This is a genomic window from Bradyrhizobium sp. USDA 4532 (assembly GCF_024171315.1).
GTDB lineage: Bacteria > Pseudomonadota > Alphaproteobacteria > Rhizobiales > Xanthobacteraceae > Bradyrhizobium > Bradyrhizobium australafricanum.
This window is the reverse complement of record NZ_JALJZN010000001.1, coordinates 5594349-5621337: the sequence shown is the minus strand read 5'-3', so window position 1 is coordinate 5621337 and position 26989 is coordinate 5594349. Positions and strand designations below refer to the sequence as shown.

The following is a 26989-nucleotide window of genomic DNA, read 5'->3' as shown; positions in this document are numbered from 1 at the left end:
CGGCGGGCGATGGATTGTAGGCAGGGAGAGGTGTCGATGACGGAGCCGGACGTTCGCAAGGGGATGCCGCCGGTCAAGCTTTCGCGCGATGAATTCGAACGGCGCTACCGCAAGCGATTTGCCGATCCGGTCTTTCAATCCATGCAGACGGAGCTTGCGACGATCATCGCCGGCGCCTGGGACGCCTATCGTCATTCGCGCAAGGCGCCGGTTACCCGCAAGGCCGGCCCCGGTTTTGCCGATCCCGACTATGATCTCGCGGTCGATTGGCTGTCCGCGCGCGATGCCATCGATGAAGCGCAACGCAGGCACGACGATCCAAACGAAGCGCCGCATATCCTGCTGATCAACGGCTCCTCGCGCAGCGAGCACACGTGTCCCGGCGAGATGTCCAAAAGCTGGCGCATGGTCGAGATCGCCGAGGCCGCCTTCCGCGAGATGGGCCTCGCGGTCGATGTGCTCGATCTGTCGCGGCTGACGTCCGAGTTCGGCAGGGAGATTCACCCCTGCAAGTCCTGCGTCTCCACCTCGATGGCACTCTGCCACTGGCCGTGCAGCTGCTATCCGAACTACTCGCTCGGGCAAACCGACGACTGGATGAACGAGATCTATCCGCTGTGGGTGCGCGCGCACGGCATCATGATCATCTCGCCCGTCAACTGGTACCAGACGCCGACCGGACTCAAGGCGATGATCGATCGCCTGGTCTGCGCCGATGGCGGCAATCTCGATCCGACCTCGACCCACGGTAAGACCGCGAGCGAAGCCAAGGCGCTCGAACTCAAGGGCTGGCCATACCCCAAGCATTTGCGCGGCCGGCATTTCGGCATCGTGGTCCACGGCGACAGCGTCGGTGCGGAAACATGCCGCCGCTTTCTTGCGGACTGGCTCACCGACATGGAGTTGATCTCGGCCGGCGGCAGGGCCGAGATCGATGGCTATGTCGGCTACATGAAGCCCTATGCGACGTCGCATCGCGATCTCGACGAAGACAAGGCCTTCCAGGAACAGGTGCGCAATGTCGCGCAGGCGCTCGGCGCCGCCGTCGACCTCGCGCGCACCGGGCATCTGGAAGATCCCGGCAAGGGGCTTGAGGACCCGCGGCCGAAGTAGGATGGAATCCGGGTTCCCAAAGGAACGATGGGCCCCCGCTGCCCGTTAGGCCGCGGGAGGAAGTCACAATGCGCTATATTTCGATTGCAGCTCTTGTTGCTGCTGCCGTGATGAGCAGCGGTGCCGCGTTGGCGCAGCATTCCGGTACGCCATCGGAACAGAGCGCGTGCACGCGCGATGCACAGCGCTTCTGCCGGAAGGACCTCGGCAATGACGGTGCCGTGCAGAACTGTCTTCAGATGAAGCGGGCCAGCCTGAGCCGAAGCTGCAAGAAGGTTTTCGAAAGCCACGGAATGTAACCCGTCGCCTGCCAACGCGCATGCGACGTGACGGAGCGTGGCGTTTGAAGCCGCGAGCTGGCGGTGCGGCGCCTTGAGTGCGATCGGCGCCCGGCCTCCCTGCGCGCTCTGCCAACGGAGAGAGCGGAACGAAGAGCAAAGCTCGGACAAATCATGTCGCGAGAACGTTGTGGTGTGACTCACAGACCGCGCCACACACTCAATGTCGTCCTGGCGAAAGCCAGGACCCATTACCCCAAATGAGAGTTGTTGCGCGACGCTGGGGCCAACGATCCCATTCACGATCAAGTTCGGTGGTTATGGGTCCCTGCTTTCGCAGGGACGACGGCTGGAAATAGTTTGCGCTACAGCAGCATTGCGACAAGCGGCAGCGAGCTGTCTTCGCGCAGACGCGCCCCGCCTACTTCACCGCCGAGAAGCGGGTGTCGAACGAGTTGGTCTGCACCACAGGCGCGGAGCCGGCGAGTTGGGTCGACGACGACGGGGCCGGTGCGGCGGCTGCGGCCGTGGTCACTGCCGGCTTCGGCGCGGGCTTGGCGGCCTGCTTCGGCTCAGCCTTGGGGGCGACGCGAACCACCGATTGCGGCTTGGCCTCGGCGACCTTCGGCTTGGCTGGTGCGGCAGCGGCCGGAGCCGGCGCGGTCGTCTTGCTGGCGTCGGCGGTGCCGCCGATCCCGACCTTGCGGGCAAAACTGGAGAAGAAGCCTTCGGATTTGTCAGAGGTGGATTTGTCAGAGGCGGATTTGTCAGAGGCGGATTTGTCGGACGCGTTCGCCGAGGCGACGCGGGTGCTGGCCGACGATGCGGTGGACGACGTTGTCGCCACGACCGGCTCTTCCTGCTGGACCGCGAGATTGGGCTTCGGCGGATTGACCGTACCGGGGATCGTGCCGGGCGCGCGCGCCAGCGACATCGAGGCCAGCGCCTGGCTGTCGCCGCCTTCGGAGAGGCCGGTGTTTCCTTCCGGAATCTTCGAGGCGAAGATCGCGTTCATGCCGCCGTCGATGCCGGTGTTGAGGCGCGCAACGGGCGTGCCCTTGGATACCAGCTTGGCGGTCTCGGCGGCGTCCTTCTGCTCCTTCTCGTGCACGGCGCTCGCGATCTCCTCGGGGATCACATAGGCCGGGCACTTCGCGGAGGCGTCGAACACCGGATCGCGTGTCGCGCCCGGCGCCTTCACCGCGTCGAACACATACTTCTTCTCGCAGAAGTCGACCTTCGGCTCCTGCTTCGTCACCTCGAAATGATCGTAGCCTTCCTTGATCATCTTCCAGAACGGCATGTTCGGATTGTTGCGGTGCTTGGCCATGTTCACCGGCGTCATCCGGAACGGGTAGGCCTGCAGCTGGAACGCCTTCTGGCCGCCGAAGAAGGATTCGCGGCCGAGCGAGTAAATCTCTGCGATCTGCTCGTCGGTCATCGCGTAGCAGCCGCGCGAAGAGCAATCGCCGTGCACCATCAGCTGCGAGCCGGTGCGGCCGAGCGCCTTGTCGAAGGCGTTGGGATAGCCGGTGTTGAACGACAGGTAATAGGCCGACTGCGGGTTCATCTGGCTCGGGTTGATCGAGTAGAACCCTTCGGGCGCCTGGCGGTCGCCTTCGCGGACCTTCGGACCGAGGTCGCCCGACCAGCGGCAGATTGGATAGGTCTTGAGCAGCGCGAACTGGCCGGAGCGGTTCTGCTTCCAGACCTCGAGCTCGGCCTCCTGCTTGAACAGCCGCACCAGGATCGGCGACTGCATGTCCATGTCCTTTTCGGTCATGGCAGCGACGAGCTTTGGCGGGACCGGCTGGTTGGCCTTGGCGTTCTGCGCGAGCGAGATCTGGTCGCTGTCACAACCGGCGAGCATGACGCCTGCGGCGAGGACCGCCGAGGTCAGAAGCGCGCGTACGAGCGTGCGATGAGTCAAGTCCGAGCTCCACACCCACCGGGCGATTTTCGCGACCCCAACACGGCGAATATGCCCTGAAGCCATTGTGTAAAATATTAGCCTTCGACGACCCCTGCTCGCAACCTGAACCGGGGCGGACAGCCCTCACGGTAGCAGGCATGGTTCAAGGAATGTTAAAGACCCGGCTCGGGGCCCAATTACGGCAAAATTGGTCGATTTGGACGAAAAATCGGGCGGTTTGGGCGCCTCAGCCGAGCTTGCGGCCGATATCGAGGAATTTCTGGCGCCGCTGTTTGCGAATCGCGTCCGGATCAAGATTTCGTAGGTCGTTGAGCGCCTGGGCGACGGCATCGCCGGTGGTCGCGATCATCGCGCCCGGGTCGCGATGAGCGCCGCCCGAGGGCTCCTTCAGGATCTGGTCGATCACCCCGAAGCGCAGCATGTCCTGGGCGGTGATCTTCATGCTGTTGGCGGCTTCCTGCGCCTTGGTGCCGTCGCGCCACAGGATCGAGGATGCCGCCTCCGGCGAGATCACGCTGTAGATCGCGTGCTCCATCATCAGGACGCGGTTGGCGGTAGTGATGGCGATGGCGCCGCCGGACATGCCTTCGCCGGTGACGATCGCGACATTGGGCACGCCGAGCGACAGGCAGGCGTCGGTCGAGCGGGCGATCGCCTCGGCCTGGCCGCGTTCCTCGGCGCCGATGCCGGGATAGGCGCCGGCGGAATCAACGATCGACAGCACCGGAATGCCGAACCGGTCGGCCATCTCCATCAGCCGCACCGCCTTGCGGTAGCCTTCGGGCCGCGCCATGCCGAAATTGTGCTTGATGCGGCTCTCGGTGGTGGCGCCCTTCTCCTGGCCGACCACGCAGATGCTCTCGCCGCGGAAGCGGCCGAAGCCGCCGACCAGGGCCTCGTCGTCGGCGAATTTGCGGTCGCCGGCCATCGGGGTGAATTCGGTGATCAGGCCGCCGATGAAATCGGTGAAGTGCGGCCGCTGCGGATGCCGCGCCACCAGCGTCTTCTGCCACGGCGTCAGATTGGAATAGAGCTCGGTGAGCGCCTGCGCCGCCTTGTCCTCGATCCGCGCGACCTCGTCGCCGATGTCGCTGCCGCTCGCGGCAAGCGCACGCAACTCGTCGATCTTGGATTCAAGCTCGGCGACGGGTTTTTCGAAGTCGAGATAGCTGCGCATCGGGTCGGGCATCAACTCAATATAGGGAGGAACGGTGCGAGGGGCGAAGCGGTTTCGGCGTCGGAAAGAGAAGCTTTGTAACTTCAAACGGTTAACGCGCATCCGGGTGGAATGCACGCTTCGGGATCGCAAGCAGGTGACGCTCTTTCTGCGGAGACGAAGCGGAAGTCAAGGCGGATTGCTCGTAGCCCGGATGGAGCGAAGCGCAATCCGGGGAGCTATATCGACCGATATTCCATTCCCGGATTTCGCTTGCGCTTCATCCGGGCTTCTGTAACGGGCCTTGGTTAGTCAATCCCTTTTCGCGTCATCCACTCGCCGGGCACTTGCTTCTGTACGGGATCGGCGCGAAGGCCGTCGCCTGATGGGGTGCATTGAGGAGCCGGCCGGCCAATCTACGGATTGCGTGGTCGTGAGCCACTTCCCGGATGGCGGCCTGACCGGATCCATCGTCCCAGCGGAGGGACTTCGCTCGGGGAGAGCCTGGTGTCGTGGCCCGCCCGGAACCGATTGCTGCTCCTGGCTAGATGGCCTTGGTCATCGGGTTGAACGGTTTGGTGTCGGCGAGCATGCGATGCAGGATCACGGCGAGCTTGCGAGCCAGCGCTACCTTGGCCTTGCGCATGCCTGCGCGCCGGGCGATCCGCATCGCCCAGCTCTTCAATGCCGAGCAATTCTTGACCGGCTTGGTCAGCATGACGTGAGCTGCCTGGTAGAGTGCCTCGCGCACGGAGGCATCCCCGATCTTGCTGATGCGGCCGGTGTAGTCGGTCTCACCGGACTGGTACTTCTTCGGGGTGAGCCCAAAGTGGGCTCCCGTGGCCTTCGAGGAGCGGAAGCGCTTCGGGTCGTCGATCGCCGCGGCATAGGTGAGCGCCACGATCGGACCAACGGACGGCGTTGTCATCAGGAGCTTGGCGGATGGATGCGTCCTGGCGAGCTTCTGGGTGTGCTTGTCCAGGCTCTTGAACTCCCGCAGCAGCACCGCATGGGCTTGGAGCAGCGCCGCCGCGACCAACTCCAGTCCGGGATGGCCGGTCACGAGCTCGCGGATGCGTCCGGCGAACGTGCGCTCGGTGGTCGCACCGACCTTCAGGCCAAAACCGCGAAGTATGCCGCGCAGGCTGTTCTCGACATCGCGAAGCTTGGATTGCAGCAGCTTGCGCGCCGTCAGGATGGCGCGGGTCTCCTGCGCCGCGACCGACTTGCAGTGCACCGGCCGGAACCAGCCGAGCCGCATCAACTGCGCGATCCGGCGGGCATCGTTGCGGTCCGTCTTCACCGGCATCGACTTGAAGGCTTCGCGAACGTGCCGCGTTTCCAGCAGCTCGACCGCAAGCCCTGCGTCTCGCAGACCCGCATACAGCCATTGCGACAAGGGGCCTGCCTCCAGCCCGATCCGTTCCAGTACCAGACCCAGCGACCGGAACCAGGCGATCAGCGCCGCCGGCTCGCTCGCAACCTTCGTCTCGCGCAAAATCTTGCCTGTCCCATCGACAAGGCAAACGCTCGAGCATTCCAAAGACACGTCAATTCCTGCATAGTGGTACATGGTCGTCCCTTAATGATGCTTGGAGCGGGCTTGCCCGACTCCGTTGAACACCATCAGTTTGAGGGACGACCGCCTTCCAACCAACAGGCCGCTCGCGAGCGCGCTTCCAAATTGCGCCGTAGCGAGCGGGCGGCCGGCCCGTTACCCCATCTACGGATCCCTAGGACTTCTCCGCCAACGGGTGCAGGTCGCGGACCAGGCTCTTCAGCCGCTCCTCGACCACATGGGTGTAGATCTGGGTGGTCGAGATGTCGGTGTGGCCGAGCAGGGTCTGCACGATGCGCAGGTCCGCGCCATTGTGCAGCAGATGGCTGGCAAACGCATGACGCAGCACGTGCGGGGAGACCAGCCGCGGCGCAAGGCCGGAGGCGCTCGCGAGCTCCTTCAGATCGCGGGCGAAATGCTGCCGGGTCAGATGGCCGCTCTCGCCGGAGGACGGAAACAGCCATTTCGCCGGCGCGGCCTTCTTCGCCTTCGGCTGCATCACTTCCAGCGCGGCGAGATAGTCCGCCATCGCCTGGCGCGAGGCGTCGTTCAGCGGCACCAGCCGCTCCTTGTTGCCCTTGCCGCGCACCACGATCATCCGCGCGTCGCGCCGCGCCGCCGAGACCGGCAGCGACACCAGCTCGGAGACGCGCAGGCCGGTGGCGTAGAGCACCTCGAGCAGGCAATACAGCCGCAGCGCGCGCAGCCGCTGCGCCGGCGAGACGTCGGTCTGGGTCAGTTCCTTGGCGCGGGTCAGCATGCGGTCGACGTCGGCGATCGACAGCACCTTGGGCAGGCCGCGGCCGCGCTTCGGGCCGGACAGGATCGCGGCCGGATCGTCGGTGCGGACCCGCTCATTGAGCAGGAAACGGTAGAGATGCCGCATCGCCGACAGCCGCCGCGCCACGCTGGTCGACTTGAAGCCTCTGACATCGAGGTCGGCGAGGTAGCCACGCAGCGTCTCGGTGTCGGCGCTGGTGAAATCGGCGCCGGCATGGGCGAGGTAGTCGGAGAAATCGGTGAGGTCGCGCCGGTAGGCGTCGAGCGTGTTGGCGCCGGCGCCCTGTTCCGCGGCGAGCATGTCGAGGAACAACGCGGTCAGTCTGGCGTCGGAGGACTTGGCGAGGGTCTTGGCGGGATTTTTGGCAGCAGCGGGCATGCCGGAATCATAGCGTCTATTTCTTGAGGAACTTATCCGGTGGGATGGTCACCGTCATTTCCCGCGGTTTCGGGTGCACGAAATTAGCCAGCGCGAAGACGATGCCGTAGCCGATCCCGAAAATCACGGCGACGACCGTCAGGAAGCGGAACAGGCTGGGCATGGAGGCGACTCGGGCGGCGAATTAACCAATGAAATCATCCAACATGTTCCCCGCGCGGTTGCAAGAGTCGCTGGTAAGGGTGTCGCCGGGGGTAGTATAGGTGGCTCGAATTCTGAACAATTCGTCCCAATATCCGAGCTTTTTGATGTCCGACGCAGCCGTACCGGCGCCTACCCACCCGACCCTGGAGGCCGACATCGCGGCCGCGCTGGGGACGAGGTCGATCGTGCTGGTCGGCATGATGGGGGCCGGCAAGTCGACCATCGGCCGGAGGGTGGCGGCGCGACTCAAGCTGCCGTTCACCGATGCCGACACCGAGATCGAGGCGGCGGCGGACATGACTATCCCGGAGATCTTCGAGAGCAAGGGCGAGCCGTATTTCCGCGACGGTGAGGCGCGGGTGATCGCCCGCATCCTCGGCAATGGCCCGGTCGTGCTGGCGACCGGCGGCGGCGCCTTCATGCGCGAGGAGACCCGCAACCGGATCCGCGACCGCGCGATCTCGATCTGGCTCAAGGCCGACAGTGATATCATCATGCGCCGGGTGCGCCGCCGCGCCGATCGTCCGCTGTTGCACACCCCTGACCCCGAAGCGACCGTCAACCGCCTGCTCAGCGAGCGCGAGCCGGTCTACGGCACCGCCGATTTGACGATTGCCTCGCGCGACGTGCCGCACGACCGCATCGTCGACGAATGCCTCGAGGCCCTGCATGCGCATCTGTGCGGTGCGCGTCCGGCCGACGAGCAACCACCTGTGATGGATTGAACGCGACCTCATGACTGCGCCCTTGAAACATTCCGCCTCAGTTACCGTCGACGTCGCGCTCGGCGACCGCGCCTATGACATCGTGATCGGCCGCGACGTGCTGCAGTCACTCGGCGAGCGTGTCGCGGCGCTGCGGCCCGGCGTGCGTACCGCCATCGTCACCGACCGCACCGTCGCCAAGCACTGGCTGGAGCCGACCGAGGCGTCGCTCGCCGCCGCGGGGGTGCCGACGTCGCGGATCGTCGTCGAGGAGGGCGAGGGCTCGAAGAGCTATGCCACGCTGACCGAGGTCAGCGAGGCGCTGATCGCGGCGAAGATCGAGCGCAATGACCTCGTGATCGCGCTCGGCGGCGGCGTGGTCGGCGATCTCGCCGGCTTCGCGGCCGCGATCCTGCGCCGCGGCGTCGATTTCGTGCAGGTGCCGACCTCGCTGCTGGCGCAGGTCGATTCCTCCGTCGGCGGCAAGACCGGCATCAACTCGCCGCAGGGCAAGAACCTGATCGGCGCATTCCACCAGCCGGTGCTGGTCATCGCCGACACCTCGGTGCTCGACACGCTGTCGCCGCGCCAGTTCCGCGCCGGCTACGCCGAGGTCGCGAAATACGGCATCCTCGGCGACGAAGCCTTCTTCGCCTGGCTCGAGAAGAACCACACCGACATCTTCGCCGGCGGCGCCGGGCGCGAGCACGCGATCGCAACCTCCTGCCGCGCCAAGGCGGGCGTCGTCTCGCGCGACGAGCGAGAGACCGGCGAGCGGGCGCTGCTCAATCTCGGCCATACCTTCGGCCATGCGCTGGAAGCCGCAACCGGCTTCTCCGACCGGCTGTTCCACGGCGAGGGCGTCGCGGTCGGCATGGTGCTGGCGGCGGAATTCTCGGCGCAACTCGGCATGATTTCGTCCGACGATGCGGGGCGCATCGCGCGTCATCTGTCCGCGGTCGGATTGCCGACGCGCCTGCAGGATATCGCAGGCTTCGCGCAGGAAGGCCTTGCCGACGCCGACGCGCTGCTGGCGCTGATGGCGCAGGACAAGAAGGTCAAGCGCGGCAAGCTCACCTTCATCCTGCTGGAGGCCGTCGGCCGCGCCGTGATCGCCAACAATGTCGAGCCGCAGCCGGTGCGCGACTTCCTGCAAGCCAAGCTGAAGGCCTAGACCGGGATGCCTCTCCTTCGGATCGTCATCCCGCTCTATCTTTTTGATTTGAGCATGATCCTTTCGGAAAACCGCTACACACTTTTCCGGATCATGCTCTAGCCACGGATCAGTTCAGTGGGATGGTTCACCTTCTCGATCGTGCTGCTCTGCCTGTTCATCTCGGCGTTTTTCGCGGCGAGTGAGACGGCGCTGACCGGCGCCTCGCGCGCCAGCATGCTGCGGCTGTCGAAGCAGGGCAACACCGATGCCGGTGTGGTCTCCAAGCTGGTCAACATGCGCGAGCGCATGATCGGCGCGCTGCTGCTCGGCAACAACATCGCCAATATCGGCGCCTCGGCGCTGGCGACCGGCGTGTTCACCGCCTGGTTTGGCGACGTCGGCGTGCTCTATGCCACCGCTGTCATGACCGTGATGGTCGTGGTGTTTGCAGAGGTGCTGCCCAAGACCATCGCGATCAACGCGCCCGACCGCATCTCGCTTTTGGTCGCGCGGCCGATGCGGCTGACGATCTTCGTGCTGGGGCCGCTGCTCACCATCATCGAGACCATCGTGCTGGCGCTGATGAAGCTGCTCGGCATCAAGGTCGGGGCGCATCAGGCGGTGCTGTCGCCGACCGAACGTCTGCGCGGTGCGGTCGATCTGTTGCATCACGAGGGCAAGGTCGAGAAGCAGGATCGCGACATGCTCGGCGGCTTGCTGGATCTCAGCGAGCTGCAGGTCTCCGACGTCATGGTCCATCGCACCGAGATGACGATGGTCAACGCCGACCTGCCGCCCGAGGAACTGGTGCGCGAGGTGCTGGCGAGCGAATACACCCGCATCCCGCTGTGGCGGGAGAAGCCGGAGAACATCGTCGGCGTGCTCCACGCCAAGGACCTGCTGCGCGCGATGCGCGCCAACGAGGGTGACATGTCGGCGATCGATGCCTCCGCGATCGCGCTGCCGCCCTGGTTCGTGCCGGAGATGCGTCCGGTCTCCGAACAGCTGAAGGCGTTCCGTCGCCGCAAGACCCACTTCGCCCTCGTGGTCGACGAGTATGGCGAGGTCGAAGGCATGGTGACGCTGGAGGACATTCTGGAGGAGATCGTCGGCGACATCTCCGACGAGCATGACGTCGTCGTTGCCGGCGTGCGGGCGCAGCCGGACGGCTCGGTCGTGGTCGACGGCTCGGTGCCGATCCGCGATCTCAACCGCGCGATGGACTGGCGCCTGCCGGACGAGGAGGCGACCACCGTCGCCGGCCTCGTGATCCACGAGGCGCGCTCGATCCCGGAGCGCGGCCAGAGCTTCACCTTCCACGGCTTCCGCTTCCGCGTGCTCCGCCGCGAGCGCAACCGCATCACCGCGCTGCGCATCGTCGCCGTCCCGCGCGAGACCGAGCTGGAGGAGAAGAAGCCGAAGCGGGCGGGGACGGCGTTCTAGTTCGAGTTGGCTAGGCTGCCGGTACCGTCACCCTGAGGAGCGCGCATCGCGCGCGTCTCGAAGGGTCGACGGCCACCAGCCGGGCCGTGCATCCTTCGAGGCTCGCTCCGCTCGCACCTCAGGATGACGGTTTGGCGACTGCCCCAGTGCTACTCGATATCGATCGAGATACCCGACAGCTTCCAGGCGCCGTCGGAGGGGATGAAGCCGAGCTGATACTTCACCTGCTTGGGCGTGGTGTCGAAATGTCCCTTCAGTCGCAGCACGCCCTTGTCGTCGATCCTGGCGTCCTCGTCGAGAACGATCGGCTTGGCAACCACGGCGTCGAACACCGCATGCTTGTCGACCAGATCCTTGAAGATGGTCTTGAGCTTGTCGGGTGGAAACTGGTCGCGGAACGGCTTTGAGATCTTGGCGTGGAACACGGTGAAATTGTTCGCGGCCACCGCATCGTTGAGCGACACCAGGATGCTCTTGATCAGCACCTCCTGGACGAACGGGCTCGGCATGTCCAGCGCGGAGGCCGGGCGCATCGCGCAGATCAGGAGCAGGCCGGCGGTGACGATCGACCGGAAACGTGGCCAGCAACGGATCATCAATGGCCCCATATCATGCGTGGCGGTGCAATCCGTAGTTTCACCTGCTCACCTATGGAGCAGGTCCATCCTGTTCTCATAGAGGAAAACCACCGCTTCGTCTTGAGGCAAGCGCGAACTAGCGCGGCTTTTCCCCGGGGCCGTGGGCGTGGATCGCCAGCGCATGCACCGAGCCGGCGAGTTCCTGCGCCAGCGTCGCATTTATCATGCGATGGCGTTCGATCCGGCTCTTCCCTTCGAAGGCCGGAGACACAATATATACCCGAAAGTGCGTCTCCCCGCCTGGCCTGTGGCCGGCGTGGCCCTCATGCAGATGTGACTCGTCGACGACGTCGAGGCTTTCCGGCAAGAAAGCTTCACGCAACTTGTTTATGATAGCGTCTTTGGTGCTCATGGCGGCGGAGTTAGGTTCGCGACAGCTTTTCGTCAATGGTGCAAGCGGGAAACGAGGTCCGCGCAATGTCAAGACTTGAAGATTTGTGCATTGCGTAGTCAAAGAGAACATGCCGATCGATTCATCAAAATTCTTCGACTCCATTCGCATCAAGCCGACCAAGGTCAGTGCGAAGCGCCAGGCGCAGGCCGGCGAGCAGGCCGTGACCTGCGAGTGGGCGGGTTGCCAGAACAAGGGCGCGCATCGCGCCCCGAAAGGCCGCGAGAATTCACGCGAGTATTGGCACTTCTGTCTCGACCACGTCCGTGAATACAACCAGTCCTACAATTTCTTCCAGGGTATGAACCCTGACGACGTCGCGCGCTACCAGAAGGACGCGCTGACCGGCCACCGTCCGACCTGGAAGATGGGCGCCAACAACGGCAAGAAGGGCGAGAGCGGTCTCGATGCCGCCTCCGATCCGTTCCACGTATTCTCCGAGCTCAACGGCCGCGGCCGCTGGCGCCCCGGACCCGGTGGCGCGGAGCCCAAGCCCGAGACCCGCAAGGTGATGAACGCCGAGCGCAAGGCGCTGCAGGTGATGGGGCTCGGGGCCGAGGCGACGCTCGAAGACGTCAAGTCGAAGTACAAGGCGCTGGTCAAGCAGCACCACCCCGACGCCAATGGCGGCGACCGCTCCACCGAGGATCGCCTGATCGAGATCATCAAGGCGTACAATTATCTGAAGACCGTGGTGCGCGAGGCCTGAAGTCTCTCGTCCTCGTCGCCCCTGCCTAGTGCGCAGTTGCGCACGGAGCTGGGGCCCATAACCACCGGCCGTTATCGTTTGCACAAGATGTCTGCCCGATTGCCCCATCGATGGGCCGCGGCGTGTGGGTCTCGGCCTTCGCCGGGACGACGGCGGAGTGTGTGGCTCCGCCATCGTAAACGTTGATGCGGCTTAGTTCTCACCCCTTCGGCACCGTCCCGACATAGGACGAGCTCGGCCGGATCAGGCGCCCGGTGCGCCGCTGCTCCAGGGCGTGCGCGGTCCAGCCGGCGGCGCGCGCGGTGGCAAAGATCGGCGTGAACGCCTGCCGCGGGATTTCCAGCCCGTCGAGCAGGATCGCGGTGAAGAACTCGACATTGGTCTCGAGCGGCCGCTCCGGATTCTTTTTCCGCAGCGCCTCGCGGATGTAGGCCTCGACCTCGCCGGCAAACGGCAGGTCGGCGCCACTGGCCTCGAGGCGCTCGATCGCGATCTTCAGCACGTCGGCGCGCGGGTCGCGCACGCGATAGACGCGGTGACCGAACCCCATCAGCCGTTCGCCGTGCGCCAGCGCGCCGTCGACCCAGGGCTTGATGCGCTCGCGCGTCCCGATCGCGTCCAGCATTTCGAGCACCGGCTCAGGTGCGCCGCCGTGCAGCGGGCCGGTCAGCGCGCAATAGCCGCCGGTGATCGCCGCGAACAGGTCGGCCTGCGTCGAGGCGATCACCCGCGTGGTGAAGGTCGACGCATTCATGCCGTGGTCGCAGACGGTGACGAGATAGGCGTCGAGCGCCGCCACCTCGCGCGGCTCGACCTTGCGGCCCAGCAGCATCCGCAGCGTGTCGGCGGCGTGGCCGGCATTCGGGTCCGGCGCGATCGGGTCGTGTCCCTTGGCGTGTTGGACCAGCGCGCCGGCGATCACCGGGAAGGCGCCGACGATGGTCGCCTCGTGCTCCAGCCCGCTCTCGCCGCGGAGGCCTGCGATCGCGGCCCGGAAGCCGTCGACGATCGACATGCCGCGCGTCGCCGGCAGCAGGTCCGGCAGGCGGGCGAAGGCGCGTTCGCGGGCGGCGCCGAGGCTGGCGCGGACATTGGCTTCACTCAGCGACTTGCCGGTGGCGCCGTTCCACAGCCGCGCCGTGACGCCCTCGAAGCTCGACTTGCCCGCGAGGTCGGCGACGTGCTCGCCGGCGATGATCAATTCGCCGCGCTCGCCGTCGACATGGCTCAACACGGTCTCGGCGGCAGGAACGCCGTCCAGACCGATCTGGCTCTTGGTGAGGTGCATATTCATGGCCTGATCTCCTTGCTTCACCCCTTCAAGGTCAGGCCTCTCGACGAGTTGATCAATCTTGATTATATAAATCAATATGAAAAAATCCGCCGAGCTTTACCTCTCCGCTCGCGAAGCCGCCGCCGAGCTCGCGATCTCGCCGGCGACCCTCTACGCTTATGTCAGCCGCGGGCTAATCCGCTCAGAGCCGTCGCCGGATTCGCGCAGCCACCGCTACCGCGCCGAGGACATCAGGGGGTTGAAGGAGCGCCGCGTGCCGTCGCCGGAGCCGCGGGGCTTCCGTAATTTCGACGCCGACCTGCCGGTGATGGATTCGGCGATCGCAACCATCACCGAGCAAGGCCCGATCTATCGCGGCGTCAACTGCGTCGAGCTCGCCGAGCGCGACACGCTGGAGCACACCGCGACGCTGCTGTGGGATGTCACCGGCGTCGATCCGTTCGCGCCGGACAATTGCCCGCACCTCTCGGACGAAATGCGCGCGATCGCTGAGGCCGCGCGCCGCGCCCAGCCGATCGACCGCACGGTGGCGGTGCTGGCGCTGGCGGCAAGTGCCGATCCCGGCGCCTTCACGCGCGCGCCCGACGGCCGCGCCATGGTCGGCGGCCGCATCCTGCGGCTGCTGGTCGCGACCATGCTGAACGCTGCGCCATCGAACGAGCCGCTGCACGAGCAGGTGGCGCAGGTTTGGACGCCAGGCAACAAGCACGCGCCCGACCTGATCCGCCGCGCGCTGGTGCTGCTCGCCGATCACGAACTGAATGCGTCGACCTTCACCGCACGCTGCGCGGCATCGACCGGGCTCAATCTGTACGACGCCGTGATCGCGGGTCTCGTCGCGTTGAAGGGACCGATGCATGGCGGTGCCGGCGTGCTCGCCTCGCGCCTCGTCAAGACGATGCTCGACAATGACGTTGCGCCGGTGGTTCGTGAGCGGGTCGCGCTTGGCGAGCGTTTCGCCGGCTTTGGGCACGGCGTCTACAAGAAGGGCGATCCGCGTGCGATCTCGCTGCTCGAAGCGCTGACGCGGGCCGGCGCGCCGCGCAAATTCACCAGGGAAGTGCCGGAGCGGATCGCGGAGGCAACGGGCGAATTCGTCAACATCGATTACGCGCTGGCGGTGCTGGTGCATGCGCTGCGGATGCCCGCGGGCAGCGAGCTTGCGCTGTTCGCGATGGCGCGCAGCGTCGGCTGGATCGCGCATGCCAGCGAGCAGCTTCAGCTCGGCAAGTTGATCAGGCCTCGCGCGCGCTATGTCGGTCCGGCACCCGGGCGGGCGGGAACGACCAACAGCATCTAGCGCATGATCCGGAAAAGTGGAGACCGGTTTTCCGAGAAGATCATGCGCAAGTGAAAGGAATTATTTCGCCGGCTTGGCCGGTTCGATCAGGCTGCCGCCATGCCGGCGGCGGATGGTCCAGACGGCCAGCGCCAGGATCACGGCGCCGCCCGCGACCGCAAACATCCAGAGATGCTTGCCGACATGGCCATGATGCGGCAGGCCGGCATAGTCATGCAGCGCGGTGACGGCGAGCACGCCGGGCAGCACATGCGCCGGCGCCCAGAGCAGGATCGCGGGGATGTTGACCGCGTAGAAGCGCGCCGGCGGCATGCCGAGCGCGCCGGCCGTGATCGGCACGAAGGCGCGGATCGGCGGCACGAAGCGGGCGAAGAACACCGCGAGCACGCCCCAGCGGTTGAAGAAGGCCTCGCTCTGCGCCACCACGCGCGGGTAGTTGGAAAGCGGCCAGGCCGACAGTATCTCGCGCTGGCTGCGGTGGCCGATCAGGTAGGCGGTGCCGTCGCCGAGCATCGCGCCGGCGGCCGCCGCGGCGAGCACCGGCAACAGCTTCAATTCGCCGCCCGGCACCAGCGCGCTCAACGCCAGGATGATGGTCGACCCCGGCACCAGGGAGCCGACCACCGGCACCGCCTCCAGCAGGGCGGCCAGAAACAGGGTCAGATAGGCAAGCCAGGCGTGGGCCGAAACGAACGCGATCAAAGGGTCAAGGAATGAAGTCACAAAATTCCCATGTGGCGGTGTTATCGATTTGAGAGCTAACAACTCCCCGCCGGGCTGAAAAGTGCCCGGCCCGGGCCGGCCGTCGTGGTGCTGCGGCGAAAGTACGGCGGGATTTGCAGGGCAGCCTTCCAAAAACCGAGTTTCGCTCCTATCTTTATGATAGAACAACGGAACTTTGATTTGCTCGCGGGCTTCTGCCAACCGTTGCTCTCTGCTAGGCTTATGCGTAGCACCCCATCCGCAGCCAAACGATTAATCTGGTTTCGGGAACGCCCGGGACCTCGGAGGATGAATGACGACCGCCGTCCAGACCAAAGCTCAGGAACCCGTCGGCTTGCCCGACATGAAGGTGTCGGTCCGGCAGGTCTTCGGGATCGATAGCGACCTGGAAGTTCCCGCCTATTCCGAAGTCGATCCGCATGTGCCGGAGGTCGACAGCGACTACCGCTTCGACCGCGCCACCACGCTCGCGATCCTCGCCGGCTTTGCCAAGAACCGCCGCGTGATGGTCACCGGCTATCACGGCACCGGCAAGTCCACCCACATCGAGCAGGTTGCGGCCCGCCTCAACTGGCCCTGCGTGCGCGTCAACCTCGACAGCCACATCAGCCGTATCGACCTCGTCGGCAAGGACGCGATCGTGGTCAAGGAAGGCAAGCAGGTCACCGAATTCCGCGACGGCATCCTGCCCTGGGCGCTGCAGCACAATATCGCGCTGGTGTTCGACGAATACGACGCCGGCCGCCCGGACGTGATGTTCGTGATTCAGCGCGTGCTGGAAGTCTCCGGCCGCCTGACGCTGCTCGACCAGAACAAGGTGATCAAGCCGCATCCGGCGTTCCGCCTGTTCTCGACCGCCAACACGGTCGGCCTCGGCGACACCTCGGGCCTCTATCACGGCACCCAGCAGATCAACCAGGGCCAGATGGACCGCTGGTCGATCGTCACCACGCTGAACTACCTCGCCCATGACGAGGAAGTGGAGATCGTGCTGGCGAAGGCGAAGCACTATCGCACCCAGGAAGGCCGCGACATCGTCAACAAGATGGTGCGGCTGGCGGATCTCACCCGCAACGCGTTCGCCAATGGCGACCTGTCGACGGTGATGAGCCCGCGCACGGTGATCACCTGGGCCGAGAACGCCGACATCTTCAGCGATATCGGCTTCGCGTTCCGCGTCACCTTCCTCAACAAGTGTGACGAGCTGGAACGGCCGCTGGTCGCCGAGTTCTACCAGCGCTGCTTCAACGTCGAGCTGCCGGAATCCTCGGTCAACGTGGCGCTCAGCTAGTCCATGCCGAAAATCTCCGTCGAGCGCACAGTCACACAGACGAAGAAAGCGGTGCTCGGCGGATTGCTCCACTACAACAACGAGAAGATGGGGAAGCAGAAGTACAAGCGCTTCGCCATCTCGCTGCGGCAAGGCGACAAGATTGTCGGCGGCATCGTCGGCGAGGTCTGGACCGCGGTGTTGTTCATCCAGTTGTTCTGGATGGAGCAGAAGTTTCGCAACAAGGGCTTTGGCGCGAAGCTGATCAAGGCGATCGAGGACGAGGCGCGGCGCTTCGGAGCGACGCGATCCTATCTGGATACGATGAGCTTCCAGGCGCCGGGCTTCTACCGCGCCAACGGATATAAAGAGTTCGGTTCGATTGAGGGGTATCCCGGCGGCGTAACGCGCCATTGGTTTACGAAATCGCTATGACAACCTCCAACATCAAATTCCGTCCCGGATCCAAGGAAGCGCCGACCGAGCCGTTCAAGCGCTCGGTATCGGCGTGCCTGAAGGCGATCGCCAAGAAGCCGGAGCTCGAGGTCTCCTTCGCCGCCGAGCGCCCGGGGCTCGCGCCCGGCAAGGCGCGGCTGCCGGAGCCGGCGCGCAAGATGACCAAGCGTGATGCGGCGATCGTGCGCGGCCACGCCGATTCGATCGCGCTCAAGATCGCCTGTCACGATCCCAAGGTGCATCGCAAGCTGATGCCGGGTAATCCGCAGGCGCGCGGCGTGTTCGAGGCGGTCGAGCAGGCGCGCGTCGAGGCGATCGGCTCGCGGCGGATGGCGGGCGTTGCGAAGAACCTCACCGCGATGCTCGACGATCATTTCCATCGCGGCAAGTATGACGAGATCACTGATCGCGCCGACGCGCCGCTGTCGGATGCGCTGGCGATGCTGGTGCGCGAGCGTCTCACCGGCATGGCCCCGCCCGCGGCCGCCAAGAAGATGGTCGATCTCTGGCGTCCGACCCTGGAGGACAAGATCGGCTCGCGGCTCGACAAGCTCAGCCGTTTCACCGAGGACCAGGCGAGGTTCGGCGACCTCGTCCATGATCTGCTGTCGGCGCTCGATCTCGGCGACGACCGCAACATGGATTCGGACGATGACGACGACCAGGACGAGAACCAGGACGGCGAGAGCGATCAGTCCGGCGCCGAGGGCTCGCCCGACTCCGATGCCGCGCAGGAGATGAGCGCCGACCAGGCGCAGACGTCAGCGGAAGAGATGAGCGAAAGCGCGATGGAGAGCGCGCAGGCCTCCACGTCTGATACGTTCGACGACGGCGAGCTCGGCGACGACGAGACGCCGGGCGAGGCGACGCGGCCGAATGCGCGCGGACAGAACGAGCCGCGCGGTCCGGAATATCACGCCTTCGCGCCGAAGTTCGACGAGGTGATCGCCGCCGAAGACCTTTGCGATCACGACGAGCTCGAGCGGCTGCGCTCCTATCTCGACAAGCAGCTCGCGCATCTGCAGGGCATCGTGGCGCGGCTCGCCAACCGCTTGCAGCGTCGGCTGATGGCGCAGCAGAACCGCGCCTGGGATTTCGATCTCGAGGAGGGCATCCTCGATCCGGCGCGGCTGTCGCGCGTCGTCACCGATCCCTATCATCCGCTGTCCTTCATGCATGAGAAGGAGGCGACCTTCCGCGACACCGTGGTGACGCTGCTGCTGGATAACTCCGGCTCGATGCGCGGCCGCCCGATCACGGTCGCCGCCACCTGCGCCGACATTCTGGCGCGCACGCTGGAGCGGTGCGGCGTCAAGGTCGAGATCCTCGGCTTCACCACGCGCGCCTGGAAGGGCGGGCAGTCGCGCGAAGCGTGGCTCGCGGCCGGCAAGCCGGCCAATCCGGGCCGCCTCAACGATCTCAGGCACATCATCTACAAGTCGGCTGACGCACCCTGGCGTCGCGCGCGGAAAAACCTCGGGCTGATGATGCGCGAAGGCCTGCTCAAGGAGAACATCGACGGCGAGGCGCTCGACTGGGCGCACAAGCGCCTGCTCGCGCGCCCCGAGCAGCGCCGCATCCTGATGATGATCTCCGACGGCGCGCCGGTCGACGACTCCACGCTGTCGGTCAATCCCGGCAACTATCTCGAGCGGCATCTGCGACACATCATCGACGAGATCGAGACCCGCTCCCCGGTCGAGCTGATCGCGATCGGCATCGGTCACGACGTGACGCGCTACTATCGCCGCGCCGTGACCATCGTGGACGCCGAAGAGCTCGGCGGCGCCATTACCGAAAAGCTCGCCGAGCTGTTCAGCGAGACTCACGGCTCGGCGCCCGCGCCGGGCGTCCGGCGCCGCCTCCACTCGTGAGACATGCGCTCATCCCCTAGCCGCCGCCGTTTCCTCCAGGGTATGGCGGCGGGGCTGTCGGTCGCCGCATTGCCGCGTCTTGCGCAGGCGCAGAGCGCGACCCAGCCGCCGGCAACGTCGAGGCCGGCTGCGAGGCCGAGCCCCTACCGGGTCAACGAACCGGTTTCGATCGACGTCAACGCGCGGCCGATGCCGTCGTTCGATATCCGCGACCGCGCGCGCACGCGGTTCGGCGCGCTGGAATATCGCAGCGGCCTGATCCTGACCTCGTCGTTCTCCGGCTTCGGCGGCCTCTCCGCGCTACGGCTCGATGCCAAGGGCGAACGCTTCATCGCGGTCAGCGACCAGGGCAGCTGGTTCACCGGCCGCATCGTCTATCGCGGCCGGGAGATGGTCGGGCTCGAGGATGTCGAAGCGGCGCCGCTGCTCGGCGCCGACGGCAGGCCGATCACCGCGACCCGCGGCTGGTATGATTCGGAATCGCTCGCGCTCGACGGCTCGTTCGCCTATGTCGGTCTCGAGCGGGTCAACCAGGTGCTGCGCTTCGATTTCGCCAAGGGCTTTACCCGCTCGCGCGGCGAGGTGATTGCGCTGCCGCCGGCGGCACGCAAGCTTCCCAACAACAAGGGGCTGGAGGGGCTCGTCTTCGTGCCGAAAGGCCAGCCGCTTGCCGGTACGCTGATCGCATTCTCGGAACGCGGGCTCGATGCGAGCGGCAATTTGGTCGCCTTCCTGGTCGGCGGCAAGACGCCGGGCCAGTTTAGCGTCCGTCGCAGCGAGAATTTCGATATCAGCGACGCGGTCCTGCTGCCGTCGGGCGGTCTGTTGATTCTGGAGCGGAAATTCTCCTGGTTCGGCGGCGTCGGCATCCGCATCCGCCGTCTCGCGCTGTCCGATATCGCGCCCGGCGCCGTGGTCGACGGCCCCGCGATCTTCAATGCCGATCTCGGCAACGAGATCGACAATATGGAAGGCATCGACGCCCATGTCACGGAGGAGGGCGAGACCGTGCTGACCATGGTCTCCGACGACAATTTCTCCCTGATCCAGCGCAACCTGCTGCTGCAGTTCACGCTGGTGGACTGAGGGCGCCGGCCCGGAGGGACCCCGTCAGGACATTGCTGATCTGCGCCCCGGCCTGCGCGGCCATCCGGACGGTTGGTGATCGGCCGTGGTGCCTCTATCTTAACCGGGCCCTCTCCCCGATCCCGGATATCCGCCGCATGAGCACCCTGTTCTCCCCGATCGAACTGCGCGACCTGAGACTCTCCAATCGCGTCATGGTCTCGCCGATGTGCCAGTATTCGGCCGTCGACGGCTCCGCCAACGACTGGCACTTCACCCACATCAACATGCTGGCCCTGTCGGGCGCGGCGATGTTCTGCATCGAGGCCACCCATGTCGAGGATATCGGGCGGATCACGCCGGGCTGCCTCGGTCTTTACAACGACGCCAACGAGGCGGCGCTGAAGCCGATCCTGGCCTCGGTGCGCAAGCATTCGAAAGCGGCGGTCGCCATGCAACTCGCCCATGCCGGCCGCAAGGCGTCGAGCCAGCGCCCCTGGGAGGGCGGGCAGTTGATCCCGATTGCCGAAGGCGGCTGGCAGACGGTCGGACCATCTGACGTCCCGCACAAGGAAGGCGAGGCCGCGCCGGTGGCGCTCGACGACGCCGGCCTGACGCGCATCCGCGAGGCCTTTGTCGCGTCGGCGAAGCGCGCCGACCGACTCGGCATCGATGCGCTCGAGCTGCACGGCGCGCACGGCTATCTGCTGCACCAGTTCCTGTCGCCGATCGCCAACAAGCGGACCGACCGCTATGGCGGCTCGCTCGAAAACCGCATGCGCTTCCCGCTGGAAGTGTTCGACGCCGTGCGCGCCGTATTCCCGGATCACAAGCCGATCGGCATGCGGGTGTCGGCGACCGACTGGGTCGAGGGCGCCTGGGACCTTGCGCAGACCATCGAGTTTGCCAGGGAGCTGAAGAAGCGCGGCGTCGACTGGATGGATGTCTCCTCCGGCGGTGTCTCGCCGTTGCAGAAGATCCCGCTCGGGCCGGGCTACCAGGTGCCGGCGGCGCTGGCGGTCAAGGAGGCGACCGGCGTTACCACGATGGCGGTCGGCCTGATCACGGAAGCGAAGCAGGCGGAGGAGATCGTCTCGTCCGGCAAGGCCGATATGGTCGCGCTCGCCCGCGGCATGCTCTACGACCCGCGCTGGGGCTGGCACGCTGCCGCCGAGCTCGGCGGCGAGGTGAGCGCACCGCCGCAATACTGGCGCTCGCAGCCCTCGACGCAGAAGGCGCTGTTCGGCAAGACCACGTTCGGGACGCGCTGACAGCGCACCTCGTGCGAGGTCACGGCATGGCGGGCCCGAACCAGCGCGTCAGCGCGGCGTCGAGGCCCGTCGTGTCGGCGTCGTCGGCCGCCCAGGCGATGCAGGCATCCGGGCGGATCAGCAGCGAAGCGCCGCTACGTCGCGGCACGCATCGCACGAAGATATCCCAGCGTGCCGCGATCGCTGACGCGGCTCCATCAGTCGCATCGATCAGCACGGCCCTGCCGTCCTCCATCTGATCGAACAGGGTTGTTTCCGCGTCGCCGTCGCCGAGAGCGAAATTGCCGGAGAGCCGGCCGACCGATGGATGGTCGCTGCCGAGATCGTAACGGATCCTGACGCCGCTGATCATTTCGCCGAAATAGCGGGTGCCCTCGTCAAGGCTCATCAGATCAGCGACGATGTCGCGCAGGGCGTCCGTCAACACATCAGGCCGCATCAAGGCGACCTGGGCGCGGGTGTTGGCCAGCACCCTTGCCGCGATCGGGTGCCGCTCCTCGGTGTAGCTGTCGAGCAGGCTGTCGGGCATGCGATCGCACACGACCGCCGCAAGCTTCCAGCCGAGATTGACCGCATCGAGCAGGCCGAGATTGAGGCCTTGTCCGCCGAATGGCGAGTGCACATGCGCCGCATCGCCCGCCAAGAGGACGCGGCCCCTGCGATAGCTGTCGGCCTGTCGCGCATTGTCGGTGAAGCGCGTCGCGGTCTTGACAGCGGTGACGCGAACGTCGACGCCGCTGATCCGGCGCAGGGTGGTCTCGATCTCCTCGCGCGTGACCGGCGCGCTGCGATCGGCCGGCGGTCCGTCGAACTCGGCCAGGAACACCCGGCCAGGAATCGGTCCATAGGCCATCATGCCGACCGGCGTTCGCCGCCAGCCGACCGGCAGAAGTCGATCCGGATGATCGAGATCGACGATGGCCTGGTGTCCGGTGAGGGTCGGTTCGGTGCCGGGGAATGCGAAGCCTGCGCGCTTGCGCACGGCGCTGCGTCCGCCGTCGCAGCCGACGAGATAGGCCGCGTGCAGCGTGGCATCGCCGGACGCGTCCTTAGTTTGCGCCACGACGCCGTCGCCGCTATCCTCGAAATCGATCAACTCGCAGCCGCGCCTGATCTCGATGCCGAGCGCGTGGGCGCGCTCGGCAAGCATGCTTTCCAGGGCTTGCTGGTTCACCCCGCGCAACCGCCGGTCCGGCTCGCGCTGACGCGTCTGGTCGATCAGGAAAATGCCCGAGAAGTGACCGCCGAATTTCTTGAACGGCAGGTCGTTCGCATCGCCCGAGCCCTTCATGAGCCTGGACATGCTGTCCGCCATGCTGCGTTCGACCGCATTCATCGCATCGCCGAGGCCGCGGCGCTCGAGGGCCTCGCCTGCCAGCGCGCCGATCGCGCCGGCCTTGATGGTCTGGTCGGGCTCGGCCAGCCGCTCGATGACGATCACGTCGGCGCCGCCCAGGGTCAGTTCGATCGCCAGCAGCAGTCCGGTCGGCCCGGCACCGACCACAACCACATCGGTTCGTTCACGCGTCACGCCGTCACCATAAAATTATACTCAGTATAATATTTATTATGGTACAAATTCCCGCATGTCAAATCAGGGCGGGTTGCGGGAGCGGAAGAAGGAGGCGACGCGCCAGGCGATCTCGGATGTCGCCACCGAGCTGTTCCTGGAACGGGGCTTCGACAATGTTTCGGTGGCCGAAGTCGCCGAGGCAGCCGAGGTCTCCCGGATGACGGTGTTCAATTACTTTCCACGCAAGGAAGACCTGTTCTTCGACCGTGAAGAGGAAAGCCGTCAGTTGCTGCGGACTGCCTTTGCCGAGCGTCCGGCCGGCGAGGCGCCGATCGCGACGCTCCGCAAGCTGGTGCACAGCCTGGCGGATCGCGTGCATCCGTTCGCGAAATTCACCGACGCAACGGCGAAATTCTGGCGCACCGTCGCCGAGAGCCCGGTGCTCTCGGCGCGGGCGCGCGAGATGCGTGACGAACTGATCGATGATCTCGCGAGCGTGCTGGCGGCAGCCATCAAGCGCCCGCTCGCCGATGCCGATGCCCGGCTCGCCGCGTCGATGGTGGTCACGGCGCTGACCGTCGCCTATGCGGAAGGGCTTCGCGAGCACAAGGCCCGCAGGTCGGCTGCATCGTCACGCGAGACCTTTCTGCGGATCATGGAGCGAAGCTTTTCCGGTATCGCGATCATGCTGAAGGATACGCCCTACGCATGAATCCCGGCCGAGCCGGATGCGACAAGGCCATTGTTCTGCCGTAGCCGGGGCAGCTACTCTCGAAGCGCGTGCGGAAGACACGCATCGAACAAAGAGAGGAAACCCATGGAACTCGGATACTTCGCGATGCCGTCGCATCCGCCGGAGTGCGGATTGAAGGAGGGCCACGACTGGGACCTGCAGGTGCTGCGCTGGCTCGACGAACTCGGCTATCAGGAAGCCTGGATCGGCGAGCACCACACCGCACCCTGGGAGCCGCACCCGTCGCCCGACCTGCTGGTGGCGCAGGCGCTGCTGCAGACCAAGAACATCCGCATCGGACCCGGCGGCTTCCTGCTGCCGTATCATCACCCGGCAGAGCTCGCCAACCGCGTCGCGATGCTCGATCATCTCTCGAACGGGCGGCTCAACTTCGGCGTCGCGGCCTCCGGGCTGCCGAGCGACTGGGCGATGTTCAATGTCGACGGCATGTCAGGACAGAACCGCGACATGACCCGCGAGGCGCTCGAGATCATTTTGAAGATGTGGACCGAGCCGGCGCCCTGGACCCACAAGGGCAAGTTCTGGACCGTGACCAAGCCGGACACGATGTTCGATTTCCTCAAGCCGCATATCAAGCCTCAGCAAGCGCCGCATCCGCCGATCGGCGTCGCGGGGCTCTCCAAGAATTCGGACACGCTGAAGCTCGCCGGCGAGCGCGGCTTCATTCCGATGAGCCTCAACCTCAACCCGGCCTATGTCGGCAGCCACTGGGACTCGGTGGAGGCGGGCGCGGCCAAGACCGGCCGCACGCCGAGCCGCAAGGATTGGCGAATGGTGCGCGAGGTATTCGTCGCCGACACCGATCAAGAAGCATGGAAGCTGTCGACCGGCGACATGATGGGCCGGATGATGGGCGAGTACTTCCTGCCGCTGCTCGGCCACTTTGGTTTCAAGGATTACTTGAAGGCCTCGCCCGACGTGCCGGACAGCGACGTCACGGTCGAATATTGCGCGCGCAACAACTGGATCGTCGGCTCGCCCGCGACCGTCACCGAGAAGATCGAGCAGATCTACCAGGAGGTCGGCGGCTTCGGCGTGCTCCTGGTGTTCGGCTTCGACTACAAGCACAAGCCGGAAGCCTGGCACAATTCGCTGCGGCTCCTGAAGCAGGAGGTGCTGCCGCGGCTGAAGCATCTCGACGCCTCGGTCGGCCGCGCGGCGTAGGTTTGGCGGAGAGGATAACAAGGGGCAGCGGTAACGCTGCCCCTTGTTCACGACGGATCGCCGGCGTCAGGTGGTGCCGAGCCAGAACCGCGTTTCGGTTTCCGCCCAGCCCTTGCCGATGCGGTTGCTCAGCCAGGTGTCGCTGCGCTTCAGACCCTTGTCCTTCTGGCCCTCCGGCGTGTTGCGCCAGGCCTGCCAGCGATACTGGCCGTAGATGCTGACGATGCGCGCGGCATAGGTCAGCGCCAGCTGCGAATCGCCCCTGATGATGACGAGGTTGTCGTCGTTCTTGGTGCTGGCGCGGTCGGAGAAATTGTGCGAGCCGGTCATGACCACCGCGTTCTTGCCGGCCGGATCCAGCACGATCACCTTGCTGTGCACGGCGATCATGAATTTGCCGGTGTTCTTGATCTCGTGCTCCCACCAGTCCGCGGTCTTGTCGATGCCGGCGGGCCGGATCACGTCGGCGATCTGCTTGCCCTTGAAGACCTGCTGCTGTCCGTCGCCGGCCAGGAGCTGCAGCTGATCCTTCGGGCTGTCCTTGCCCTGCGCCGGGAAATTGTTGAGCACCCCGCGCACATAAAGCTTCTTGTCCTGCGCCTTCTCCAGGATCGGGCCGAGCAGGCCCTTGTTGCCGGGATTGAGCATCAGGCACGCCGCGCCATGCTCGGTGTCCTCGATCATCCTGGTGGCTTCCTTGAGGTCGCCGCTCCTGGTGGTGGGCGTGAACCAGACGCTGAGCTTCGACTTGCCGATGGTGAAGGGCCATTCGTGATCGCCGGCCACGGCCAGCGCCTTCGGCGACTTGCTGCCGTCGGCGTAGATCGCTTTCCAATGGTCATGATAGGCCGCCGCGACCTTGTCGTCGGTGATCTCGAGCCCGTTGTTGTTCTGGGTGCACAGTCCGGACCGGGTCCAGTTGGTGCTGCCGGTCCAGACCACCTTCGGCTTCTGCGCGCCGTCGCAGAACACCGCGAACTTGTTGTGGGCGTAACGGCTCGGCGCGATCTTGCGGCGAACGATGTCGACGCCGGCCTTCTTCAGCACGCCGGCGTTCTTCTCGGTGTCCTTGGCGGTGGCGTCGGACTTGCCTGTGCTGTTGCCGAGCACGACGTGCGCCTTGCCCTTCATCGCGGTCAGCGCGGCGATCAGCTCAGGGTCGTTGAGCTCGTAGAGCGCGAGATAGACGTCGCGCTTGCTCTTCTTGGCTTCAGCCAACAGCGCCAGCAGGCGGGCGCCGAGCTGGCCCTTGAGGAAGTCACGGATCTTGTTGCCCTTGGTCGAGATCGCCTTCTCCAGGGTTTGCGCCGGCTTTTTGTCCTTGCCGATCGCGCGCGACAGCCATTGCGCCGAGATCGTGCCGCGGTTGAACCATGGCTTGAGCAGGCCCGACGGCATTGCGGAGACGTATTCGGTCCATGTCGCTGGCGCACTGTAGGCGGGCTTCACCTTGGTGGCGCCGTCCTTGAGAACCGGAACGACGCCATAGCGGACCGGCGCGTCGGTTGGCGCCAGGAAATCGGTCCAGTTGGTCTTCTGCACCGGCCATTCGGTGCTCGGCCGATGTTCGCCCGGCTTGTGATCCTGCGCCTGGTCCTCGAACCCGACCCAGGTGTCGACCACGGTTGCACTTTTGCCCTGCTGCTGACGATACAGCGCAAAGCCGAGGCAGTCCGGGATCATTGCCGCGACCTCCCAGACCACGAAGATGCCGTCGGTGGTCGGGAACGCCTGAATTGTGGAAATCATGGTGATGCCTCCAAATCGCGGCTGAGAAATATCCGGTCGACATGAACCTGGCGCGTCAACGTCGCCCGGCGATCCCTGAAGTCGCGTCGGATCGTTCCGGGCGTCGGGGCAGCT

The 26989-nt window shown here is 65.5% G+C and carries 25 protein-coding genes and 1 pseudogene; 15 read left to right on the top strand and 11 right to left on the bottom strand.

Annotation, left to right across the window (positions count from 1 at the left end):
• The first annotated feature begins 36 nt into the window (after positions 1 to 36).
• The 3 genes from J2R76_RS25900 to J2R76_RS41120 all read left to right on the top strand — a co-directional run bounded on the left by J2R76_RS25900 (position 37) and on the right by J2R76_RS41120 (position 2533).
• The gene (locus J2R76_RS25900; protein ID WP_076824839.1) at positions 37 to 1113 is read left to right on the top strand and encodes a flavodoxin family protein; all 1077 of its coding nucleotides are present in this window, start codon (positions 37 to 39) and stop codon (positions 1111 to 1113) included.
• A gap of 68 nt (positions 1114 to 1181) precedes the next feature.
• Positions 1182 to 1412, top strand: a complete 231-nt coding sequence (locus tag J2R76_RS25895) for a hypothetical protein (RefSeq protein WP_028337297.1) — start codon at positions 1182 to 1184, stop codon at positions 1410 to 1412.
• A gap of 422 nt (positions 1413 to 1834) precedes the next feature.
• Entirely contained in the window at positions 1835 to 2533 is a 699-nt protein-coding gene (locus J2R76_RS41120) for a pentapeptide repeat-containing protein (protein ID WP_141343358.1), read from the top strand.
• 278 nt (positions 2534 to 2811) lie between these two features.
• Here the strand turns inward: J2R76_RS41120 and J2R76_RS41115 are convergent.
• The 5 genes and pseudogenes from J2R76_RS41115 to J2R76_RS25870 form a co-directional block, all read right to left on the bottom strand.
• Positions 2812 to 3153, bottom strand: a pseudogene (locus J2R76_RS41115) (murein L,D-transpeptidase family protein); the annotation flags it as partial.
• A 397-nt stretch (positions 3154 to 3550) separates the two neighbouring features.
• Complete coding sequence (locus J2R76_RS25885; RefSeq protein WP_076824843.1) at positions 3551 to 4513, bottom strand: acetyl-CoA carboxylase carboxyltransferase subunit alpha; 963 nt, start codon at positions 4511 to 4513, stop codon at positions 3551 to 3553.
• Between the two features lie 511 nt (positions 4514 to 5024).
• Entirely contained in the window at positions 5025 to 6053 is a 1029-nt protein-coding gene (locus J2R76_RS25880; RefSeq protein ID WP_057016162.1) for an IS110 family transposase, read from the bottom strand.
• A gap of 160 nt (positions 6054 to 6213) precedes the next feature.
• Positions 6214 to 7197 carry a site-specific tyrosine recombinase XerD gene (gene xerD, locus J2R76_RS25875; RefSeq protein WP_057015546.1) on the bottom strand — a complete coding sequence of 328 codons (984 nt, stop codon included), beginning with the start codon at positions 7195 to 7197 and terminating at the stop codon, positions 6214 to 6216.
• Between the two features lie 16 nt (positions 7198 to 7213).
• A complete protein-coding gene (locus J2R76_RS25870) occupies positions 7214 to 7360 on the bottom strand; it encodes a hypothetical protein (protein WP_016843561.1) in 147 nt (48 codons plus the stop codon).
• Positions 7361 to 7505: 145 nt separating this feature from the next.
• Here J2R76_RS25870 and J2R76_RS25865 point away from each other — a divergent pair, with 145 nt between their 5' ends.
• The 3 genes from J2R76_RS25865 to J2R76_RS25855 all read left to right on the top strand — a co-directional run bounded on the left by J2R76_RS25865 (position 7506) and on the right by J2R76_RS25855 (position 10704).
• The gene (locus tag J2R76_RS25865) at positions 7506 to 8126 is read left to right on the top strand and encodes a shikimate kinase (RefSeq protein ID WP_076824827.1); all 621 of its coding nucleotides are present in this window, start codon (positions 7506 to 7508) and stop codon (positions 8124 to 8126) included.
• Between the two features lie 10 nt (positions 8127 to 8136).
• Positions 8137 to 9279 carry a 3-dehydroquinate synthase gene (aroB, locus tag J2R76_RS25860; RefSeq protein WP_057015544.1) on the top strand — a complete coding sequence of 381 codons (1143 nt, stop codon included), beginning with the start codon at positions 8137 to 8139 and terminating at the stop codon, positions 9277 to 9279.
• 117 nt (positions 9280 to 9396) lie between these two features.
• Positions 9397 to 10704 (top strand): HlyC/CorC family transporter, encoded by a 1308-nt coding sequence (locus J2R76_RS25855; RefSeq protein WP_076824825.1) that lies wholly within the window; start codon positions 9397 to 9399, stop codon positions 10702 to 10704.
• A 149-nt stretch (positions 10705 to 10853) separates the two neighbouring features.
• On the opposite strand, the gene J2R76_RS25850 is transcribed toward J2R76_RS25855, so the two are convergent.
• Both J2R76_RS25850 and J2R76_RS25845 read right to left on the bottom strand, forming a co-directional pair.
• Positions 10854 to 11300 (bottom strand): hypothetical protein, encoded by a 447-nt coding sequence (locus J2R76_RS25850; protein WP_076824822.1) that lies wholly within the window; start codon positions 11298 to 11300, stop codon positions 10854 to 10856.
• Positions 11301 to 11418: 118 nt separating this feature from the next.
• Positions 11419 to 11694, bottom strand: coding sequence for a BolA family transcriptional regulator (locus tag J2R76_RS25845; RefSeq protein ID WP_028338206.1), 276 nt, complete (start codon positions 11692 to 11694; stop codon positions 11419 to 11421).
• Positions 11695 to 11803: 109 nt separating this feature from the next.
• Here J2R76_RS25845 and J2R76_RS25840 point away from each other — a divergent pair, with 109 nt between their 5' ends.
• Positions 11804 to 12442, top strand: coding sequence for a J domain-containing protein (locus J2R76_RS25840; protein WP_028338207.1), 639 nt, complete (start codon positions 11804 to 11806; stop codon positions 12440 to 12442).
• A 199-nt stretch (positions 12443 to 12641) separates the two neighbouring features.
• Here J2R76_RS25840 and J2R76_RS25835 read toward each other — a convergent pair whose 3' ends face one another.
• Positions 12642 to 13736, bottom strand: coding sequence for a citrate synthase/methylcitrate synthase (locus tag J2R76_RS25835; protein ID WP_076824820.1), 1095 nt, complete (start codon positions 13734 to 13736; stop codon positions 12642 to 12644).
• A gap of 76 nt (positions 13737 to 13812) precedes the next feature.
• Here J2R76_RS25835 and J2R76_RS25830 point away from each other — a divergent pair, with 76 nt between their 5' ends.
• Positions 13813 to 15036 carry a citrate synthase family protein gene (locus J2R76_RS25830; protein WP_057015541.1) on the top strand — a complete coding sequence of 408 codons (1224 nt, stop codon included), beginning with the start codon at positions 13813 to 13815 and terminating at the stop codon, positions 15034 to 15036.
• Positions 15037 to 15096: 60 nt separating this feature from the next.
• On the opposite strand, the gene J2R76_RS25825 is transcribed toward J2R76_RS25830, so the two are convergent.
• Positions 15097 to 15759 (bottom strand): DedA family protein, encoded by a 663-nt coding sequence (locus J2R76_RS25825; protein WP_057015540.1) that lies wholly within the window; start codon positions 15757 to 15759, stop codon positions 15097 to 15099.
• Between the two features lie 292 nt (positions 15760 to 16051).
• On the opposite strand from J2R76_RS25825, the gene cobS reads away from it, so the two are divergent.
• From cobS to J2R76_RS25800, 5 genes are all read left to right on the top strand, one after another.
• Positions 16052 to 17050 carry a cobaltochelatase subunit CobS gene (gene cobS / locus J2R76_RS25820; RefSeq protein ID WP_057015539.1) on the top strand — a complete coding sequence of 333 codons (999 nt, stop codon included), beginning with the start codon at positions 16052 to 16054 and terminating at the stop codon, positions 17048 to 17050.
• Positions 17051 to 17053: 3 nt separating this feature from the next.
• Positions 17054 to 17464 (top strand): GNAT family N-acetyltransferase, encoded by a 411-nt coding sequence (locus J2R76_RS25815; RefSeq protein WP_076824818.1) that lies wholly within the window; start codon positions 17054 to 17056, stop codon positions 17462 to 17464.
• Positions 17461 to 19359, top strand: coding sequence for a cobaltochelatase subunit CobT (cobT, locus tag J2R76_RS25810; protein ID WP_076824816.1), 1899 nt, complete (start codon positions 17461 to 17463; stop codon positions 19357 to 19359). Before J2R76_RS25815 ends, cobT begins: the two co-directional genes overlap by 4 nt.
• A gap of 3 nt (positions 19360 to 19362) precedes the next feature.
• Entirely contained in the window at positions 19363 to 20445 is a 1083-nt protein-coding gene (locus J2R76_RS25805; RefSeq protein WP_200844626.1) for an esterase-like activity of phytase family protein, read from the top strand.
• Between the two features lie 137 nt (positions 20446 to 20582).
• The gene (locus J2R76_RS25800; RefSeq protein WP_057015537.1) at positions 20583 to 21695 is read left to right on the top strand and encodes an NADH:flavin oxidoreductase/NADH oxidase; all 1113 of its coding nucleotides are present in this window, start codon (positions 20583 to 20585) and stop codon (positions 21693 to 21695) included.
• A gap of 19 nt (positions 21696 to 21714) precedes the next feature.
• Here J2R76_RS25800 and J2R76_RS25795 read toward each other — a convergent pair whose 3' ends face one another.
• Positions 21715 to 23226: an FAD-dependent monooxygenase gene (locus J2R76_RS25795; protein WP_200844625.1), complete on the bottom strand. Its 1512-nt coding sequence runs from the start codon at positions 23224 to 23226 to the stop codon at positions 21715 to 21717.
• 55 nt (positions 23227 to 23281) lie between these two features.
• Between J2R76_RS25795 and J2R76_RS25790 the strand changes: the two genes are divergently transcribed.
• A complete protein-coding gene (locus J2R76_RS25790) occupies positions 23282 to 23920 on the top strand; it encodes a TetR/AcrR family transcriptional regulator (protein WP_076824810.1) in 639 nt (212 codons plus the stop codon).
• 105 nt (positions 23921 to 24025) lie between these two features.
• The gene (locus J2R76_RS25785; protein WP_076824808.1) at positions 24026 to 25126 is read left to right on the top strand and encodes an LLM class flavin-dependent oxidoreductase; all 1101 of its coding nucleotides are present in this window, start codon (positions 24026 to 24028) and stop codon (positions 25124 to 25126) included.
• A 66-nt stretch (positions 25127 to 25192) separates the two neighbouring features.
• Here J2R76_RS25785 and J2R76_RS25780 read toward each other — a convergent pair whose 3' ends face one another.
• Entirely contained in the window at positions 25193 to 26875 is a 1683-nt protein-coding gene (locus J2R76_RS25780; RefSeq protein ID WP_076824806.1) for a phospholipase D-like domain-containing protein, read from the bottom strand.
• Positions 26876 to 26989: the final 114 nt, after the last annotated feature.